General features: G+C 70.9%; 13 protein-coding genes. 9 read left to right on the top strand and 4 right to left on the bottom strand.

Annotated elements, in window-relative coordinates:
- The first annotated feature begins 17 nt into the window (after positions 1-17).
- Genes mch through fae form a run of 4 tightly spaced genes read left to right on the top strand, consistent with a single transcriptional unit; the run spans position 18 to position 3,364 of the window.
- Complete coding sequence (mch, locus tag FHW79_RS17165) at positions 18-1,007, top strand: methenyltetrahydromethanopterin cyclohydrolase (protein ID WP_183180075.1); 990 nt, start codon at positions 18-20, stop codon at positions 1,005-1,007.
- On the top strand, positions 997-1,884 hold the full coding sequence (locus tag FHW79_RS17160; RefSeq protein ID WP_183180074.1) for a RimK family alpha-L-glutamate ligase: 888 nt from the start codon (positions 997-999) through the stop codon (positions 1,882-1,884). Before mch ends, FHW79_RS17160 begins: the two co-directional genes overlap by 11 nt.
- Positions 1,881-2,825: a triphosphoribosyl-dephospho-CoA synthase gene (locus FHW79_RS17155; RefSeq protein ID WP_183180072.1), complete on the top strand. Its 945-nt coding sequence runs from the start codon at positions 1,881-1,883 to the stop codon at positions 2,823-2,825. Before FHW79_RS17160 ends, FHW79_RS17155 begins: the two co-directional genes overlap by 4 nt.
- An 11-nt stretch (positions 2,826-2,836) precedes the next feature.
- The gene (gene fae, locus FHW79_RS17150) at positions 2,837-3,364 is read left to right on the top strand and encodes a formaldehyde-activating enzyme (RefSeq protein WP_275945596.1); all 528 of its coding nucleotides are present in this window, start codon (positions 2,837-2,839) and stop codon (positions 3,362-3,364) included.
- Positions 3,365-3,369: 5 nt separating this feature from the next.
- On the opposite strand, the gene FHW79_RS17145 is transcribed toward fae, so the two are convergent.
- Positions 3,370-4,113 carry a HisA/HisF-related TIM barrel protein gene (locus tag FHW79_RS17145; protein ID WP_247884453.1) on the bottom strand — a complete coding sequence of 248 codons (744 nt, stop codon included), beginning with the start codon at positions 4,111-4,113 and terminating at the stop codon, positions 3,370-3,372.
- Here FHW79_RS17145 and FHW79_RS17140 point away from each other — a divergent pair.
- Genes FHW79_RS17140 through FHW79_RS17125 form a run of 4 tightly spaced genes read left to right on the top strand, consistent with a single transcriptional unit; the run spans position 4,112 to position 8,024 of the window.
- Complete coding sequence (locus FHW79_RS17140; RefSeq protein ID WP_183180070.1) at positions 4,112-5,110, top strand: ATP-grasp domain-containing protein; 999 nt, start codon at positions 4,112-4,114, stop codon at positions 5,108-5,110. The two genes, FHW79_RS17145 and FHW79_RS17140, sit on opposite strands and share 2 nt — an antisense overlap.
- Before the next feature lie 3 nt (positions 5,111-5,113).
- Positions 5,114-6,211: a hydantoinase/oxoprolinase family protein gene (locus tag FHW79_RS17135; RefSeq protein ID WP_183180069.1), complete on the top strand. Its 1,098-nt coding sequence runs from the start codon at positions 5,114-5,116 to the stop codon at positions 6,209-6,211.
- A gap of 21 nt (positions 6,212-6,232) precedes the next feature.
- The gene (locus FHW79_RS17130) at positions 6,233-7,189 is read left to right on the top strand and encodes a quinoprotein relay system zinc metallohydrolase 2 (protein ID WP_247884452.1); all 957 of its coding nucleotides are present in this window, start codon (positions 6,233-6,235) and stop codon (positions 7,187-7,189) included.
- Positions 7,190-7,193: 4 nt separating this feature from the next.
- Positions 7,194-8,024 carry a quinoprotein dehydrogenase-associated SoxYZ-like carrier gene (locus FHW79_RS17125; protein WP_183180067.1) on the top strand — a complete coding sequence of 277 codons (831 nt, stop codon included), beginning with the start codon at positions 7,194-7,196 and terminating at the stop codon, positions 8,022-8,024.
- A 22-nt stretch (positions 8,025-8,046) separates the two neighbouring features.
- Here the strand turns inward: FHW79_RS17125 and FHW79_RS17120 are convergent, their stop codons facing one another.
- Positions 8,047-8,388 (bottom strand): hypothetical protein, encoded by a 342-nt coding sequence (locus FHW79_RS17120; RefSeq protein WP_247884451.1) that lies wholly within the window; start codon positions 8,386-8,388, stop codon positions 8,047-8,049.
- A 285-nt stretch (positions 8,389-8,673) separates the two neighbouring features.
- Between FHW79_RS17120 and pqqA the strand changes: the two genes are divergently transcribed.
- Positions 8,674-8,754, top strand: a complete 81-nt coding sequence (pqqA, locus tag FHW79_RS33525; RefSeq protein WP_014242213.1) for a pyrroloquinoline quinone precursor peptide PqqA — start codon at positions 8,674-8,676, stop codon at positions 8,752-8,754.
- 143 nt (positions 8,755-8,897) lie between these two features.
- On the opposite strand, the gene FHW79_RS17110 is transcribed toward pqqA, so the two are convergent.
- On the bottom strand, positions 8,898-9,746 hold the full coding sequence (locus FHW79_RS17110; RefSeq protein WP_348984191.1) for a dihydrofolate reductase family protein: 849 nt from the start codon (positions 9,744-9,746) through the stop codon (positions 8,898-8,900).
- A gap of 61 nt (positions 9,747-9,807) precedes the next feature.
- Positions 9,808-17,772, bottom strand: coding sequence for an Ig-like domain-containing protein (locus FHW79_RS17105; protein ID WP_211108340.1), 7,965 nt, complete (start codon positions 17,770-17,772; stop codon positions 9,808-9,810).
- Positions 17,773-17,777 lie beyond the last annotated feature (5 nt).

Below are 17,777 nucleotides of genomic sequence, written 5' to 3'. Positions count from 1 at the left end.
CAGAGGGGAGGGCTAACATGACCAAGCCCAACAACCCCGATCCGCGCCCGAGCCTCGCCGCGCTGTCGGCTCCGCTGGTCGAGCGGCTGATAGCCGATGCCCCGATGCTCCGTCTCGGCGTCCAGAAGGTCGGCGGGGCCTGCGTCGTCGATGCCGGGATCGGCCATCCCGGCGGGCTGGAGGCCGGACGGCGCATCGCCGAACTGTGCATGGGCGGCCTCGGCCACGTCACGCTTGGTCCGGTACCCGGCCCGCAGTCCTGGCCGTTCGGAGTCACCGTCCACAGCGCGCAGCCGGTCCTCGCCTGCCTCGGCAGCCAGTATGCCGGCTGGAGCCTCAGCCACGGCAGCGGCAAGGGCGCCTTCTTCGCGCTGGGCTCCGGTCCCGGCCGCGCGCTGGCCCGGCAGGAGGCGCTGTTCGACGAGCTGGCCTACCGCGACAGCGCCGACGCGGCGGCCTTCGTCATGGAGGCGACGGCGGTGCCGCCCGCCGACCTGATCGCCCACATCGCCGCCACCTGCGGCATCGCCGCGGACCGGCTGACCCTGATCCTCACACCGACGCAGAGCCTCGCCGGCAGCACCCAAGTGGTCGCCCGCGTGCTGGAGGTCGCCCTGCACAAGCTGCACGCCCTCGGCTTTCCGCTCGACCGCGTCGTCGACGGCATCGGCATGGCGCCGCTTCCCCCACCCGGCGGCAAGTTCCTGACCGCGATGGGCCGCACCAACGACGCGATCCTCTACGGCGGCACGGTCCACCTGCACGTCACCGGCCCGGACGACGCGGCGGAGGATCTGGCGCGCCGCCTGCCCTCCTCCTGCTCGCGGGACCACGGGCGCCCCTTCGCCGAGGTCTTCGCGGCGGCGAAGGGGGACTTCTACGCCATCGATTCCATGCTGTTCAGCCCGGCGCGCGTGACCGTCACCGCCCTGGACAGCGGGCGCAGCTTCCACGGCGGAACCCTGGCGCCGCACCTCGTGGAGCGCTCGTTCCGCGATGTCCGATGAACGCGCCGCCCTGATCCTCACCGAGCGGCCCGACTGGCACACGCCGCGGCTGGTCCAGGCCATCGAGGCGCGCGGCCTCCCCTGCCGCTGCGTTTCGCCGCGGCGCTGCGGGATCGCCGTCGGTCACACGGCGACGGGCCTGCTGATCCCCGGCTTCGAGGATACGCTGCCGGCGGGCGTCTTCGTCCGCGCGGTCGGCCAGGGCAGCTTCGAGCAGGTGACGCTGCGCCTGGGCGTGCTCCACGCGCTGCGCGACCTCGGGGTGCCGGTCTGCAACGACGCGCGGGCCATCGAGCGCTGCGTGGACAAGAGCATGACGAGCTTCCTGCTGGACCGCGCCGGCCTGCCCACCCCGCCGGCCCTCGCCGTTCAGGAGGCCGAGCCGGCCCGACACGTCTTGGGCCATGCGCCCGACCATGTGTTGAAACCGCTGTTCGGCGCGCAGGGACGCGGCCTGCAACGGTTGGACGGTCCGGAGGCGTTGCCCGACGCGGACGCGCTCGGCGGGGTCTACTACCTCCAACCCTTCATCCCGCCACGGACCGAAGGCGCGTGGCGGGACCGCCGCGTCTTCGTGACAGGCGGGCGGGCGGTCGCCGCGATGACCCGGCACGGGCGGAGCTGGATCACCAACGTCCATCAGGGCGCGGCGTGCGAGGCCGCGCCCGCCGACGACGAACCCGCCGCGCTCGCCGTCCGCGCCGCGGCGGCGGTCGGCGCGAGCTATGCCGGTGTCGATCTGATCCAGGACCGGGCGGGGCGCTGGCTGGTGCTGGAGGTCAACAGCATGCCGGCGTGGCAAGGGTTGCAGCGGGTCAGCGCGGTGGACATCGCCGGCGCGCTGGCCGCCGACTTCGTGAAGCGGGTCGGCTCATGATCGGCGGGCGCTTGATCGACTGGGCGCCGATCCCCCCCGACCCGGCCTCCGGCGTGGCCGGCGCCTACCGCGCCGCCTGCCATCTGGAGTTGCGCGCGCTGAAGCCCGGTAACGTCCACATCCACGCCGAGGGGCACCGCATGACCGTCGCCCAGTTCCTCGCCAGCGCCGAGGCGACCGCGTCCATCCTCGCACGGCCGGGGCTGGGCGTCGGGGAGCGGCTGCACGCCGCCGTCCGCGCCACGCGGGACGCCGTCGGGTGCAACACCAACCTCGGCATCCTGGTGCTCGCCGCGCCGCTGGCCCAGGCCGCACTGACGACCGGCGGCGGTTCGCTGCGCGACCGGCTGGGCCATGTCCTTGCCGGCCTGACGGTGGCGGATGCGGAGCTGGCTTTTCAGGCCATCGCGCTGGCCGAACCCGCCGGGCTGGGCCGCGTCGAGGGGGCGGACGTGCACGCCGCGGCGCAGGTGACCCTGCTCGACGCCATGCGGGAGGCGCGGGACCGCGACACCATCGCCCGGCAATACGCGACGGGCTTCGCAGACATCTTCGACACCGGCGTGCCGAGCCTGCGGCGATGGCTGGACGCCGGGGCGGATTTCGAGCAGGCCACGGAAATGATTTATGTCGAATTCCTCGCCACCCTGCCCGACAGCCATGTCATCCGAAAATACGGGCGGGAGCGCGCTGAATGGTTACGCGCGCGGGCTTCGGAATTGAGGGAAAATTCTGTCCCGGACCGTGCATTCACGCTAACGCGATCGCGCTTGGCGGAACTGGACCGGGACCTCAAATACAATGGCGTCAACCCGGGAACGACCGCGGATATTGTCGTGGGTTGCCTCCTTGCGTTCTGGCTCATGCAATCCCCGCAGCCGCCCGTCATAACGGACGTTCTTCAAAACGGCGCGCTCCGCGAAGAACGCCGGCAACGCTAGGGAGAGAGGACATGCCGATGTGGGGAGGACAATCCACGAAGATCAACCGCGTGCTCGTCGGCGAGTCGCTGGTCGGTGATGGGAACGAGGTCGCCCACATCGACCTGATCATGGGACCGCGCGGCAGCGCCGTGGAAACGGCCTTCTGCAACGCGCTGACCAACAACAAGGACGGCTTCACCGCCCTTCTCGCTGTCGTGGCGCCCAACCTGATGTGCAAGCCGGCGACGATCCTGTTCAACAAGGTCACCATCAAGGGCGCGGAGCAGGCGGTCCAGATGTTCGGCCCCGCCCAGCACGCCGTCGCCAAGGCGGTGGCCGACTGCGTCTCGGAAGGCACCATCCCCCAGGACGAGATCGACAACATCTTCATCTGCGTCGGCGTCTTCATCCACTGGGAAGCCAAGGACAACGCCAAGATCCAGGACTACAACTACCGCGCCACCAAGGAGGCGATCGAACGCGCGGTCGCCAGCTTCCCGAGCGCGCAGGACCTGATGAACCAGAAGGACAAGGTGAAGCACCCCTTCGCCGCGTGATGGGCTTATCGGGACAGGGCTTCCAACTCCGCGCCGCCGATGCGGCCGTCGTGCAGCGCCGTCGCCACCAGGGCGCCGGCGCTGCCCCGCGCCGCGAGATCGCGCAGATCGTTGCCGTCGCGGACCCCGCCGGCGGCGAACAGGCTTGCCTGCGGCTTGGCCCGGCCGATCTCCGAAAGCCGGTTCCAGTCAGGCCCCTCGCCCGAGCCGACGCGGGCGAGGGTCATGGCGATGATCCGCCGCGGCCACAGGTCTGGGCGGTCGGGCAGGTCCGGCGGTCCGACGAAGCGATCGCGGAAATCGAGCGAGAGGATCATCCGCTCCCAGGCCGGATCGGCCTTCAGCGCGAGCAGCGGCGCCAGCCCGTCCAGGCTCTCGCTGCCAAGCACCGCGTCGCCGAGCCCCGACGCGACGAAGCCCCGCACCGCATCGGCGGTGCGGAACCCGGCATCCACCCAGAGTTCAATGTCCGGAAAGCCCGCCTTCAGCCGCGCCAGCGCCGGCCGGTTGTCGCCGCTGCCCTGGATGGCGTCGAGGTCGGCGGCATAGACAACGCGGAATGGATGCAGGCGGAGCAGGCCACCGACCACCTCCACCGGGTCGTTGCCGGTGCACAGCGCCGAGCGCAGGGGCGGGTAGCGGCCGCGGTCGCCGCGGCGGGCGTGCACCACGCCGCCATCCCTGAGGTCGATCACCGGAACGACGTGGAACATCTCGCCCTCCCTCGGCTGCATGGTGGCGGACCGCATGCGCATCCTGGTTGTTGAGTTCGTGACCGGCGGCGGCATGCCACCGGACGATCCAATCCCCGCCAGCCTCGCCCGCGAAGGCGACCTGATGCTCCACGCCCTGCTGGCCGACCTGCTGGAGGTGCCGGGGGTGGCGGTGACGGTCACCCGCGACGCCCGCCTTCCGCCACCCATGGCCCCCGTGAGCAGCATAACCATCACCGACCCGCGCGAGTCCTGGTCGCTTTGGGAGGACCTCGCCCGGCAGGCCGACGGCGTCTGGCCGATCGCTCCCGAGACGGACGGCGCGCTGGAGCGCTTCAGCCGCATGGTCGAGGCCAGCGGGCGCACCCTGTTCAACAGCCGCGCCGACGCGGTGGCCGTCGCGTCCAGCAAGGCTGCGACGGCGGCGGTGCTGTCGGAAGCCGGGATGCCCGTCGTCCCGGTCTGGCGGGTCGGTGCCGTCGTTGCGGACGGCCCACCGGAAAAAGGTCCCTGGGTGGTCAAGCCCGACGACGGGGCCGGCTGCGTCGACACCCGGCTGATCCGCGACCACACCGAGTGGCGGGGCTGGCTGGGAGAGGCGGACCGCAGCGGTTTCGTGGCGCAGCCCTTCCAACCGGGCACCCCGGCCAGCCTGTCAATGTTCTGCCGCGATGGACGAGCGTGGCCGCTGACCGCCAATCGTCAGACCGTTTCGCTGTCCGGCGGCCGCTTCTCCTACGGCGGAGGGATTGTCGGCGGGATGGCATTGACCCCTGCCCTTGCCGATCTCGCGCAGGGCGTTGCGGCCGCGCTGCCCGGCCTCTTCGGCTGCGTGGGCGTCGACATCATCATCGGTCCGGAGGGGCCGACGATCATCGAGGTCAACCCGCGCCTGACCACCTCCTTCGTGGGGGTGCGGCGCGCGACCGGGCTGAACATCGCCGCCACGGTGCTGGATCTGGCGCGTGCCCCACCGGTTCCGCCGCCGCCGGTGGGGCGCATCGAACCAATCCATCTGACGCTGGAGGGATGAGCCATGGATGGAGGCGCATTGATCGGGCTGGACGTCGGCGGGGCGCATCTGAAGGCGGCCCTGTTCGACGAAACGGGAACGCTCCGCGACCTCGACCAATGGCCCTGCCCGCTCTGGTTGGGCCTCGACCGCTTGGAGCAGGCCGTCGCGACGGTGCTCGCCCGTTGGGGCCGACCACAGCGGGTTGCCGCGACGATGACCGGGGAACTGGCCGACCTGTTCGACGACCGCGCGGACGGCGTGCGCCGCATCGCCGCCGCCATGCGGTCCGCCCTGCCCGCCGCGACGCTTACCATTTTCGCCGGTCCCCGTGGGCTGGTCCCGGTCGATTCCGTGACGGATTGCGCGGCGGCGGTGGCGTCGGCCAACTGGTACGCCACGGCGCTGCTGACCGCGGCGGCTGGGGACGCAATCCTGCTGGACGTCGGAAGCACGACGACCGACATCGTCCCGCTCAGCGGCGGCGGGCCGCGCCATGCCGGCTATTCCGACGCGGAGCGGCTGGACAGCGGTGAGTTGGTCTACACGGGCGTCGTGCGCACCCCAGTCATGGCGGTCGCCCGCGCCGTCCCCTATGGTGGAGGCCGGCGCGCTCTGATGGCCGAGCTGTTCGCGACCATGGCCGACGTCCATCGCCTGACCGGGACGCTGCCGGCGGACGCCGACCAGCACGCCACGGCGGACGGGCGCGACCACGGCATCAACGCCAGCGCGCGGCGTCTGCTGCGGATGGTCGGCGACGACCTGGAACCGGACAGCCTCCCGAAGGCCCGCCGCCTCGCCGGCCATCTCGCGGAACGCCAGCTCCGCCGGATCGAGGACGCGCTCGACCAAGTGCTGTCGCGCGACCCGATGGGCGACGACCTGCCGCTCGTCGGCGCCGGGGTCGGCCGCTTCCTGGTGCGGCGTCTGGCCGAGCGCCGGGGATCGGCCTACCGCGACTTCGAAGCGCATTTGCCGGTGGCGCCGGCCTTGCGGGAGCGCGCGGGATGGTTCGCCCCCGCCGTCAGCGTCGGCTGGCTGGCCTTTGACGGTGCGCCGCACAAACACCTTTGCCCGGTTGCCGGGCCCGCCGGCGCGGTTTCATACTCGTCCGATTGAACACAAATGCAGGACCGGACGATGGCTGCTGCGGCCACGTTCCTCCGGCCGTCCCCGCGCGCGGCGCTGGCCGGCGCCTGGCTGTCCGTCTGGCTGTTTGGGGCGGCGGCCCCGGCGACGGCCGATCCCCTGCCCGTGTTCGAGGTCGCCCCCGGCGTGTTCGTCCACGCCGGCCGCCACGAGGAAACCGACGCGACCAACGGCGGCGACATCGCCAACTGTGGGTTCGTCGTTGGGGACGGGGCCGTCGCGGTGATCGACAGCGGCGGCTCCCCGACCATCGGCCATCGCCTGCGCGAGGCGATCCGCGCCCACACCGACCGGCCCATCCGCTACGTCGTCAACACCCACATGCACCCGGACCATGCCCTGGGGAACGCGGCCTTCCTGTCCGACCGGCCGGACTTTGTCGCGCATGTCCGTTTCCAGGCGGCACTGGCTGCGCGCATGGACCATTACCGGCAGGCCTTCGACTCCGCGGTCGGTGCCCCCGCCGCAGAGGTCCGGCTCGTCCCGCCGACCCTCGTCGTCACCGACCGCCTGGAACTGGATCTGGGCGGACGCGTGCTCGACCTCGTCGCGTGGCCGGTGGCCCACACCGACAACGACCTGACGGTGCTCGACCGGCAGACGAAGACGCTGTGGGCCGGGGACCTGCTGTTCATGGAACGGGCGCCGGCCATCGACGGCTCCGTCCTCGGCTGGCTCCGCACACTCGACGCTCTGGCCGCAACGCCGGCGGCGCGCGTGGTTCCCGGGCACGGCCCGCCCTCGGCCCCCTGGCCGGACGCGGCGACGGACCTGCGCCGCTACTTGAGCCGGGTGGTTGAGGGAGTCCGCAAGGTCCAAGCCGCCCACGGCACGATCCAGCAGGCGGTCGATACGGTCGCCGCCGACGAGGCGCCGCGCTGGCGCCTGTTCGACTCCTACAACCCGCGCAACGTGACGGCGACCTTCGCCGAACTGGAATGGGAATGACGCCATGACCACACCACACCGGACGATTTCAACGCTGTCGGTCACCGCGCTGGCGGGAGCGGCGCATCTGTGCCTGAGCGGTGCGGGTGCTCTGGCCGCCTCGCCGCAGGACGAGCGCTGGGACATGCTCCGCGACATGTATTTCTCGGGACGCACGGTCGAGGAGGCCGGGTCGCTCCTCACGGTGGAGGCCCCGAAACGGGCCAACGACGCGGCGGTCGTGCCCATCCGGATCGTGACGGCACCCGGCAATGGCGTCAAGGTGACCGCGGTCCATCTCATCGTTGATGAAAATCCGGTGCCGATGGCCGCGACCTTCCGTTTTGCCCACGGCGACAGCCCGCAGGCGGTCGACACGCGCGTCCGGGTGAACGCCTACACCAACATCACCGCCGTTGCGGAGACCGGCGACGGGCGGCTGCTGCGCACCACGCAATTCGTCAAGGCGTCCGGGGGATGCTCCGCGCCAGCGCTGAAGAACGCCCAGCTCGCCGTCGCCCGCATGGGCAAGATGAAGCTGAACCTGCCCGACGGCATCGTCGCCGGAAAGCCTCTGACCGCGCAGCTGCTGATCAGCCACCCCAACTACACCGGCATGCAGTACGACCAGCTCAACTACTATTTCATCCCGGCCCACTACGTGAAGACCGTCGCCATCCGCTACAACGGGGCGCCGGTGCTCGACGTGCAGTCGGACATCTCGCTGAGCGAGGATCCCAGCATCCACTTCTCCCTGGTGCCTGAGGAGCAGGGAACGCTGGAGGTCACCGCCGAGGATTCGAACGGGCGGGTTTTTCGGGAGAGCTGGCCGATCCGGGCCAATTCCGGTTCGTGAAGGGACGGCGCGGTACGTTCGCTCAGAAGCATTTCAGGTCGGCGGCGACCTGGGCTTGCCGGAACTCGTTCAGCAGGTCCTTGATCCACCCGACATCGCGCATGAGAGCGGCGCGCTCGCCGGGTGCCTCCTGCATGCCCCGCGCGGTCTCCACCGCCACATAGCTGTCGTAGGGGAAATGCGCGGCGATCTCGTCGATGCTGCAGGAGCATTTGCGCACGACGTCCGGCCCCTGGCCGTTGGACAGCATGCAGCCGAGGACGTAATCGACGCGGGCGTAGGTGGGGTAGCCGTCCTCGGCCTGCGCCGTGCCGCCGCCGATCAACAATGCGATCAACGCAACCGGAACGCCATTCCTCGTCATCGGATCGGGTCCATGCTGGTCTGCCCAAAGAAACGCGCTATCATGGTGTGACCATAGATCACGTCGTCTCAAGCACGCATTTGGAGACGATTACGGGAAAGATTGGCCGTTCACAGCCGGAACAGAATAAATTCGGCGCTCTTTCTCCACAAAAAAAACTATACGCAATTTCCTTACCGCTATCCATTCGTATGATGGCCGTACGAGGATTGAGCCAGTAGGCTTTCTTAAGGAGACCGAGCAGCCGGTGGTCCTTTTTACCCCCAGAAAACGAGGGAGCGCATCATGAAGACTTGGCGCAAACCGAAAATCCGCGTGATCGCCGTCGGCACCGAAATAAACGCCTACGCCTGCGCTCAGCTTTGATGGCATGGCAACGGCGAGCCGCGAGTCTCGTCATGCCCACACCCGACTTTCCCGCGGGCAGCGGTTTGCCTGGTCTCCGCTGCCCGCCCGCCTGTTTCAACAGGGCCGCCTATCATGTTCCGGCCTGAGCTTGGGCACCGGACTCATGTCGGGCGCAACGGCTCGAACCGGGCAAACCATTGGCCCGCCCCATCCGGCGCCGCGCTGTCGTAGTACAGCGAGGACAGGTGCAGGCGGCCGGCGCCCTCCAGCCGTGGCCCCGTCGCCATGGTGTGAAAGCCCTCTCCCCCCACCACACGGTGCGCGATGGTGAGGTAGAGTCGCGACAGCGCGCCGTCCCGCAGCATGGTCGACAGCATGCGCGGGCCGGTCAGCAGATAGACGCTGCGAAAGCCGAGCGTGCCGAGTTCCCGGACCAGCGGCGCCCCCTCCACCGACGCGCCCTCTCCGGCGACGATCACCGGATAGCCGCGTGCGCGCCACGCATCGACGCGATCGCTCGGGGCCTGTCGGCCGGTCGCGATCAGGACCCGCTGCTTTTCCCGGATCACCGACTCCGGCACAGGAAAATCCAGGCTCGCGCTGGCGATCACGACGGCGGGCTGGGCGGACAGGCCGTTCTCCTGCCGCCACCGCGCGAGGTCCCGGTCCATGGCGCGCGTCCCGATCTGCAACACATCGTCCAGCCGCCCCGCCGCAAGATCGCGCAGATAGCCGCCGTGCGTGACGAGGCAATCGGCCTGTGCCTGCAGTTCGAGGAAGAGGCGGAAATCGCTTTCGCTGGTGATCTCGGCCGGAAGGTGGCTCGCTTCGCCATCCCGCAGCGCAATGCGCCCGTCGAGGCTGCCGACGAAGCTCGCATAGACGAACGGCGCGGCGGCGCCGCCCAGGGTGTGCAGCGCGTCGGCCACATAGAGCCCGGTCAGCGCCACCTCTTCGGGCGGTCCCGGGAAAAGTCTCAGAACGCGCGCAGCCATGCCCGACGATAGCACGGCCGTTTCCTCGGCCAACGACGCGGAAGGAGGGGGCGGGCTTGCGGCCGCCCCCGTCCCGTCAGGCGAACCAGCGGGCGGCGTCGCCGGTCTGCCCGACGATGGTGACGCTCACGCCCAGCCGCAGGTCGAGCACGGTGTTGCCGTTCACCACCCTCGCCGACGCAATCACGCTCCTGAGGTCGAGCGAGGGGTCGAACAGCGCCAGCCGGTCGGTGCCCGGAGTGAAATCCATCACCATCGATCCGCCGGACGCCCCGCCGAGAGCGAAGACGTCCGCCCCAGCACCGCCCCACACCGTGTCGGCTCCCTGGTCGAGGAACAGCAGGTCGTTCCCCGCCCCGCCGGCCAGCAGGTCGTCGCCCGCTCCGCCAAACAGCGTATCGTCGCCGTCCTCGCCGAACAGCGTGTCATTGCCCGTTCCGCCATCGGCCAGATCGCTGCCCGACCCCAGCGACAGGATGTCGTTTCCCGCGCCACCGAACAGCGTGTCGTTGCCGTCCTCGCCGAACAGCGTGTCGCTGCCGGCCCCGCCGTCGGCCAGGTCGTTGCCGGTTCCCAGCGACAGGATGTCGTCGCCGTCCTCCCCGAACAGCGTGTCGTTGCCGTCGCCGCCGAAGAGGGTGTCGTTGCCCGCTCCACCGAACAGGGCGTCGTTGCCGCCCTCGCCGATCAGGATGTCGTTGCCGGCCGCGCCCCCCATCGTGTCGTTGCCGGCCCCGCCGCCCATCGTGTCGTTGTCGGCGCCGCCATCCATCAGGTCGTCGCCGTCGCCCCCGTGCATCAGGTCGTCGCCGTCGTCGCCGTACAGCGTGTCGTTGCCGAGCGTGCTGGCCACCGTGTCGTTGCCGCCGCCTCCCGACAGGAGATCGTCGCCGGGGCCGAGGATCATCGACTGGCTGCCGGAGTCGCCATACACCACCTGGTTGCCCTCGCCGCCGGCCAGCGTCGCCGAACCGATGACCGCGGCGAACGACACCGTGTCGAGCCGGATGGTCAGCGGCCCCGCGACCCCGGCCGTGTCGATGACCAGGGCCATCGGCGAGGTGGACTCCGGCATCGCGCCGGTGACCCGGACCGCCGCCCCCGGCGTGCCGGGCGCGGTGAAGGCGAGCGTGCGCATCAGCAGCGACGTCTGCCGCGACAGGGTGTCCAGGTATCGCAGGCCGCCGCTGGAGAGGCCGGACCGCGACACCGATCCCGCCGTCGTGCGCGCCTCGATCGCGCGGATCAGGTCGGCCTGCGCCAGGGTCGTCCCCTCGCGAGACTCCGGGCCGCTCGCCGTCACGCCGACCCCGGTCGGCAAGCCGACCTGCAGCGTCGTCACCACCGTCGGCTGTCCGCTGGCGGGATCGGTCACCGTCTCCCGGACCAGCGGCACGTCGGCCAGCCCGGCGTTCGGGCTGCCGGGGTCTTCCAACTGGCCGTCGGCGGGCGCCTGGACCACCACCGTGGTGACGGCCTGTCCATTGGACTGGGACGAGAGCGTCTGCACCGGCGTGCCGTCCACCAGCCTTCCCGCCGCCTTCGCCGCGGTCGCCATCCCGGCCGCCGAGACATTGCCCGCCGCGTCGGTCAGCGTGACCGAGAGCGACAAGGTTCCGTCCAGCAGGCCGGACACGTCGATGCCGCCAACGGCGCCACCCGCCCCCGTGAGGGTCCCGGTCCCCGTCAGCGCACCGCCACCGCCCGAGGAGGACAGCGTCCAGCGATAGGTCGTCCCGCTCTCCCCGCCGGACAGGGCGAACCCGACGCTGCTCTGCTTGGCGCGGTCGATCGACGTGTCGTTGAAAGCCACCATGGGCGCCGTCGGCGCGATGGTGTCGATGACCACCGACCGGGTGCCGGAAGCTGGACCGGTGTTGCCTGCAGCGTCGGTCGCCCGCGCGGTGAAGGCGTGGGTGCCGTCCCCCAGCGGAGTCCCGCTGAGATCGGCGACCCAGGCGCCCTGCGCGTCGGCGGTGGCCGTCGCCAGCTCCGTCCCGCCCTCGGACAGTGTGATCCGGCTGTTGGCTTCCGCCGTGCCGCGGAGGAACAGCCGGTTCGTGTTGGTGACCGCCAGCGGGCGCGTACCGGCGGCGTCCGCGCTCACCGTGATGATCGTCGGGCTGTCCGGCGGGGTGACGTCCACCATCGGCAGCGTCAGCGTGCCGGTGGCGGGGATGGTGACCCCGTCGCTCACGGTCACCGCGACCGTCGCCGTGGCGGCGGTGCCGCCGGTGATCCGCAGGGCGGCCAGCGTCGCGTTCACGTCGGCGACCGACCCGCTGATCGTCAGCGTTCCGTCGCCCGCCGTCGCGACGGCCGCCTGCCCTGCCGCCGTGGCACCCAGGGTCGCCTGGGACGGGGTCAGGGTCACCGAGATCGACGGGCTGTCCGGGTCGGTGACCTGGATGCCGGTCAGCGCCGTGGCAAGCCCCTGGTCGAGGGTGATCGGTTGCGGCAGGGTGAGCGTCGGGGCGATCAGGGTCGCCGGATCGACGATGGTCACCACGATGGTCGCCTCGGCGTCGGTCGTCAGCGTGCCGAGATCGCTGGTCGTCACCCGGATCGTGCCGGAGGTCTGGCCTGCCGTGCCGGTGAAGGTCAGGGTGGCCAATGTCGCCGTGATGTCGGTCGGCGTGCCGAGCAGGCGCCAGACCCCCGCGGTGGGTTGGGTCAGCGTCACCCCGCCCTGTGCCGTCAGGGCCAGCGCGCCGTTGGTGGGGGTCAGCGTCACTTGCAGGGTCGGGCTGTCGTAATCGCTGACCGCCAATCCGGTCACCGCCGTCGCCAGGCCGGACACCACCGACAGGGTGGCGGGCGCGCTGTGCTCCGGCGAGGACAGGACGCCGATGACCAGCAGGCTGTCGGAGTCGGGGGTCAGCGGCTGATTGTCGGAGGATTCGAAGCGGATCGACGCGCTGCTGACGTTGCGGGACGCGGTGAACTCGAGCTGCTGGAGCGTGCGGTTCACGTCCTCCAGCGAACCGGTGAGCCGGTTCTTGCCGTTGCCGAGGTCGCTCGTCGTGGCCGAACCGAAGAGCGGCAAGGTGAGCGTGCCGTTGGTCGGCGTCAGCACGACGGTCATGGTGCCGCCGTCGACGTCGGTGATCTCCAGCCCCAGCACCTCGGTCGAGCGGCCGGCAACCAGGGTCGGGCTGCTCGGCAGCACGTTGGCCGGCGGCGACTGGATGGCGATGGCGAGCGTGCCCGAGGCGTCCGGCGTCGCAGGGTCGCCATCGGCCACCGTCACCGCGATGCTGCCCGCCGCCTGCCCGCCGGACCCGGTGAAGATCAGCGCGGCCAGCGTCGTGTTGACGTCGGCGACGCTGCCGCTGACCGTCACGGTGCCGTCGCCGGCCGCGCTGACCGCGGCAGGGCCGGCGAGACCGAGGCTGCCGTGGCCGGGCGTCAGGGTCACCGTCACCGTGGCGCTGTCGCCGTCCATCACCGACAGGCCGGCGATGGCCGTGGCCGTCCCCGCCACCACCGTCGGCGCGATGGGCAGGGTCAGCCTCGGGTCGATCGGGTCCTCGTTGCGGATGGTCCCCGTCGCCGACGCCGTCTCGATCGCCGTCGCGGCGACGGACGGGTTCGACAGGGTGACGGTGAAGGTCTCGTCCGGCTCGATGTCGGCGTCGCCCGACGCCAGGATGGTGACGGTCTTGGTCGCCTCGCCGTCGCCGAAGGAGACGGTGCCCGACGGCAGGGTCCCGCCGAAGTCAGCGGCGTCGAGCGTGGCGCCCCCGCTGCCGGGGCCGGCGGCGACCGTCCAATCCACCGTCAGGGCGCCGCTTGTGCTGCCCGCGCGGGTGACGGTGAAGGTGAAGGCGGTGTTGCCCCCCGGATTGGTTCCGTCGCCCTCGCGCTTGTCGGCGTCGGTCGCCGCGATGGCGAGGCGCGACGGGACGACCACGGCCACCTGGGCCGCGCTGATCTGCTGCTGGAGGTTGGTGCCGGTGAAGGCGGCGACCGCGCCCGACACGTCGCCCGCGGCGGTGCCGTTGCGCAGCTCGTCGGCCGCCGTGCCCTGCGCCACCACCTGGGCCTGGGCCATCTGGATCAGCCCGTCGACGCCGCCGCTGTTGGTCGTGCCCGCGGTGATCACCGCGCCGTTGGACGCGGCGATGACGTTGGCGGCACCACCGATCACCGCGGCCAGCTTCACGCTGTCCACAGCCCCGATGCGCGCTCCGGCAGCAGCCAGGATGGCGGCCAGGACCGTCGGATCGGCGAGGTCGATGGTACCGCCGGCCGGAACGGCCTTGACCGCGTCGGCGATGGCGCCCACCAGCGCCCGTCCGATCACGCCGCTGGCCCGCGGCGCGCCGATCACCACCCCGGCGAGCACGGCGCTGCCCTGGACGATCACGTTGGCGACGCTGGCGGCGGCGGCCTGGGTCTTCAGCGCGGTCGCGATGGCCGCGGCGTCCGCCCCGGCCGTGGTCACCGCCACGATCGGGTCGTAGGTGAGCAGGTCGAGGCCGGCGTCGAGGCCGAGCTTGCTCTTCAGCTCGGTTGCCGCCGCGGCGATCTCGCTGTCCGTACCGGCAAGCCCCGCCATCCCCATGATGATGGTGGAAAGCGGCGTGATGACCGACGCCGAGCCCGGCGCCTCGTAGACGCCGGTGAAGGGCAGATTGGTCGAGATGTCGGTGCCGCCGATCATGACGATGGGGCCGGACCCGCCGGGAATCGACCAGCTTCCCACCGCGCTGGTCGTCCCGAACGCCTCCCCGGCGTCGAGCTCGCCGTTGGCGTTGGCGTCGGCGAACACCGTGGCGCCGGCGATGTAGCCGTCGATGGCGTGGCCGCCGCGGACGTTGACGAGCACGTGGCTGGTGAGCGGCGCGGCGCTGCCGAAGGACAGGGTGGTGACGGCGTTGCCCGCGCTGTCGCGGATCTGCGCGCCGTTCAGGTCGATGGCCCCGGCAACGACGATGCCGTCGCTGTCCAGATCGCCCGTGCCGACGGCGTAGCGGAAGACCAGCTTGCCGGACTCCACGCGCAGGAAGGTGGCGTAGCGGGTCTGGGTCCCAATGGTCAGCGCCAGCCGCGGCACGCCGGCGCCGGAGACGCTGACCGCGTCGCTGAAGGCGATGGTGAAGTCGAGCGTATCGCCGCGCGCCGCCAGATAGCGGCCGGCCGCCGGGCCGGACACCGTGGTGATCGTCGCGGGCCGGTCGTCGTTGAGGATGGTGCCGATCGCCGTCGCGTTCTCCACCGTGATCTTGGCGTCGGCCACCGTGGTCGAGGGTGAGAAGAGCAGGACCCGGAACTGTTCGTTGCCCTCGACCTGCCGGTCGCCGCTGATCGGAACGGTGATGGTCTTGCTGGTTTCGCCGGCGGCGAAGGTGACGGTGCCGCTGGGCAGCGTGCCGCCGAAGTCAGCCGCGTCGGCGAGGCTGCCGCTCAAGCCGGTCGTGTCCACCTGCCACTTGACCGTGGTGGCGCCCGAACTGTCGCCGCGCCGGGTGATCGTGCAGGTCAGGCTGGTCGACCCGCTGTTGCCTTCGGCGATCGACAGGCTGGACGGGGTGAGGCTCAGCCATTGCACCGGCGTCAGGCTGATCGTTACCGCCCGGCCGACCAGGTTGGTCCCGTCGGACACGGCGTAGCTGAAGGACCCGGCGGCCCCGGTGGCGCCGAAGGGCGGCGTGTAGATCACCGCGGCGAGTTGATCGGGCGTCAGCGTGTCGCCGACGGCGAGCGCCGTACCGTCGTAGCGCTGGAGCGTCCCGACCGTCGGCAGACCGGTCACCGTGATGGTCAGCGGATCGCCTTCCGGATCGACCGGCTTGTCGATCGACAGGCCGACGCGGCTGGAATTCTGGTCGATGGCGACATGTTTGGCCTCCTGCACCGCCGGTGCGGTGTTGACGCCCCGCACGGTGATGGTCAGCGTCGCGGTGGAGGTTGCGCCCGTCTCGTCGGTGACGGTGTAGCTGATTGTCTCCTGCCGGGTCTGGCCGAACAGCAGCGTGCCGTAGGCTCCCGTCGGGTCGAAGCTGTAGCCGCCATCGGCGTTCAGCGTCAGACGGCCGCCGCCGGCCAGCGTGATGGCCCGGCCGACGTTGGCGGCGTCACCGTTCACCGCGCTGACGGCCATGCGGTCGCCGACGTCGGGGTCCGTGTCGTTGGCCAGCACGCCGCTCGCCGCGACCACCGTGACCGGGGTGAGCCGGTCGGTGCCGCCCGCGTCGTTCGCCGCGATGGGCGCGTCGTTGACCGACAGGACATGGATGCTGGTCGCGCTGTCCGTCGCCACCGCGCCCCCCGCGTCCGTGACCGTCACGGTGAAGGCCGTGGTTTCCTGGGTTCCTGGAACGACCCGATTGGCCGTCGGCTGAAAATCGAGCAGCCGCAGGGCGGCCTGAGCCGCCGCCGCCGAACTCGCGGATAGGAGGTACGTGCCGGCGGCCGACTTTACGAAGCCACTGGCGCTAAGGCTGGCGGCGGTGAAAAGGCCGGTGCCATCGCCGACCGTGCCGCCTGAACCGCGGACGCTCACCACGACCGTCTGGGCCTGGGCGGACTCGTTGTCGGAAACGGTCAAGGTGGCGAAGGGCCGGCGGCCGACCGTGTCGTCGGCCGCTTGGCCGGACACGGCGCCGCCGATTGCAGGAGCCGTGTTGCTGGGCGGGCTCCGGGTGTCGATCGCATAGCCGGCCGAGGTCACCGTGCCGCTCGGACCGTTCCCGGCGGCGTCGCTCCACACCGTTGCCACGGTGATCCGGCTGTCGGAGGCAACCGTCTCCACGCTCGGGGTCAGGGTCGCGGAATAGACCAGCCCGTTGCTGTCGGGCAGGACAGCCAAATTGGACAGCGTCCCGTTCTGTGCGGTAACGGCCGAGAGCGAGAATCCAACCGGCGCCTCGCTGAACGTAAAGGTGACGGTTGCCGTCTCCCCCACCCCGAGCGTGGTCTTGCTCAGGGCAATAGCAACGGATGGTGCCTCGCTGTCGATGGTCACCGTAAGCGCGGAGGAAGCCGGCGACGTGTTGCCCGCCACGTCGGTCACCGTGGCGGTCAGCGTGTGCGCGCCGACGCCCAGCGAGGCCGCCGTGATGCTCCAGGCACCCGCCGCCGAAGCCGTCACCGTACCCAGAGCGGTCGCGCCCTCGTACAGCACAACCACGCCCGCCTCGGCCGCCGTCCCGATGATGACGGGAGCAGCCACGTTGGTCAGTGTGTCCGCCGTCGACCCGCTGTTCGAACCCACGGCAAGCGCCAAGCCGGAGGGAGCGCTGGCGCCTGTATCGATGGTCACGGTCAGAGCCGTCGATGCGGCCGACGTGTTGCCCGCCGCGTCGGTCACCGTGGCGGTCAGCGTGTGCGCGCCGTCGCTCAGCGAGGCCGCCGTGATGCTCCAAGCGCCCGCCGCCGCAGCCGTCACTGTGCCCAAGGCGGTCGCCCCCTCGTACAGCACGACCACGCCTGCCTCGGCCACGCTGCCCGTGATCACCGGGGCCGTCACGCTGGTCAGCGTGTCCGCCGTCGACCCGCTGTTTGATACAGCCGCCAGCGCAAGATCGGAAGGAGTGTTAGTGGTCGTGTCAATAGTGACAGTCAGCGCAGTGGAAGCGGCCGACGTGTTGCCCGCCGCATCGGTCACCGTAGCAGTCAGCGTGTGGGTGCCGTCGCTTAGCGAAGCCGCCGTGATGCTCCAGGCGCCCGCCGCCGCAGCCGTCACCGTGCCCAGAGCGGTCGCGCCCTCGTACAGCACGACCGTGCCTGCCTCGGCCACGCTGCCCGTGATCACCGGGGCCGTCACGCTGGTCAGCGTGTCCGCCGTCGACCCGCTGTTTGAACCCACGGCAAGCGCCAGACCGGAGGGAGCACCAGCGCTTGTGTCGATGGTCACCGTAAGCGCGGTCGATGCGGCCGACGTGTTGCCCGCCGCGTCGGTCACCGTGGCGGTCAGCGTGTGGGTGCCGTCGCCCAGCGAGGCCGCCGTGATGCTCCAGGCGCCCGCCGCCGCAGCCGTCACCGTGCCCAGAGCGGTCGCGCCCTCGTACAGCACGACCGTGCCTGCCTCGGCCACGCTGC

It is taken from the genome of Azospirillum sp. OGB3 (genome assembly GCF_014192915.1).
In the GTDB taxonomy this organism is placed as follows: domain Bacteria; phylum Pseudomonadota; class Alphaproteobacteria; order Azospirillales; family Azospirillaceae; genus Azospirillum.
This window is presented reverse-complemented; position numbering and strand designations above follow the sequence as displayed.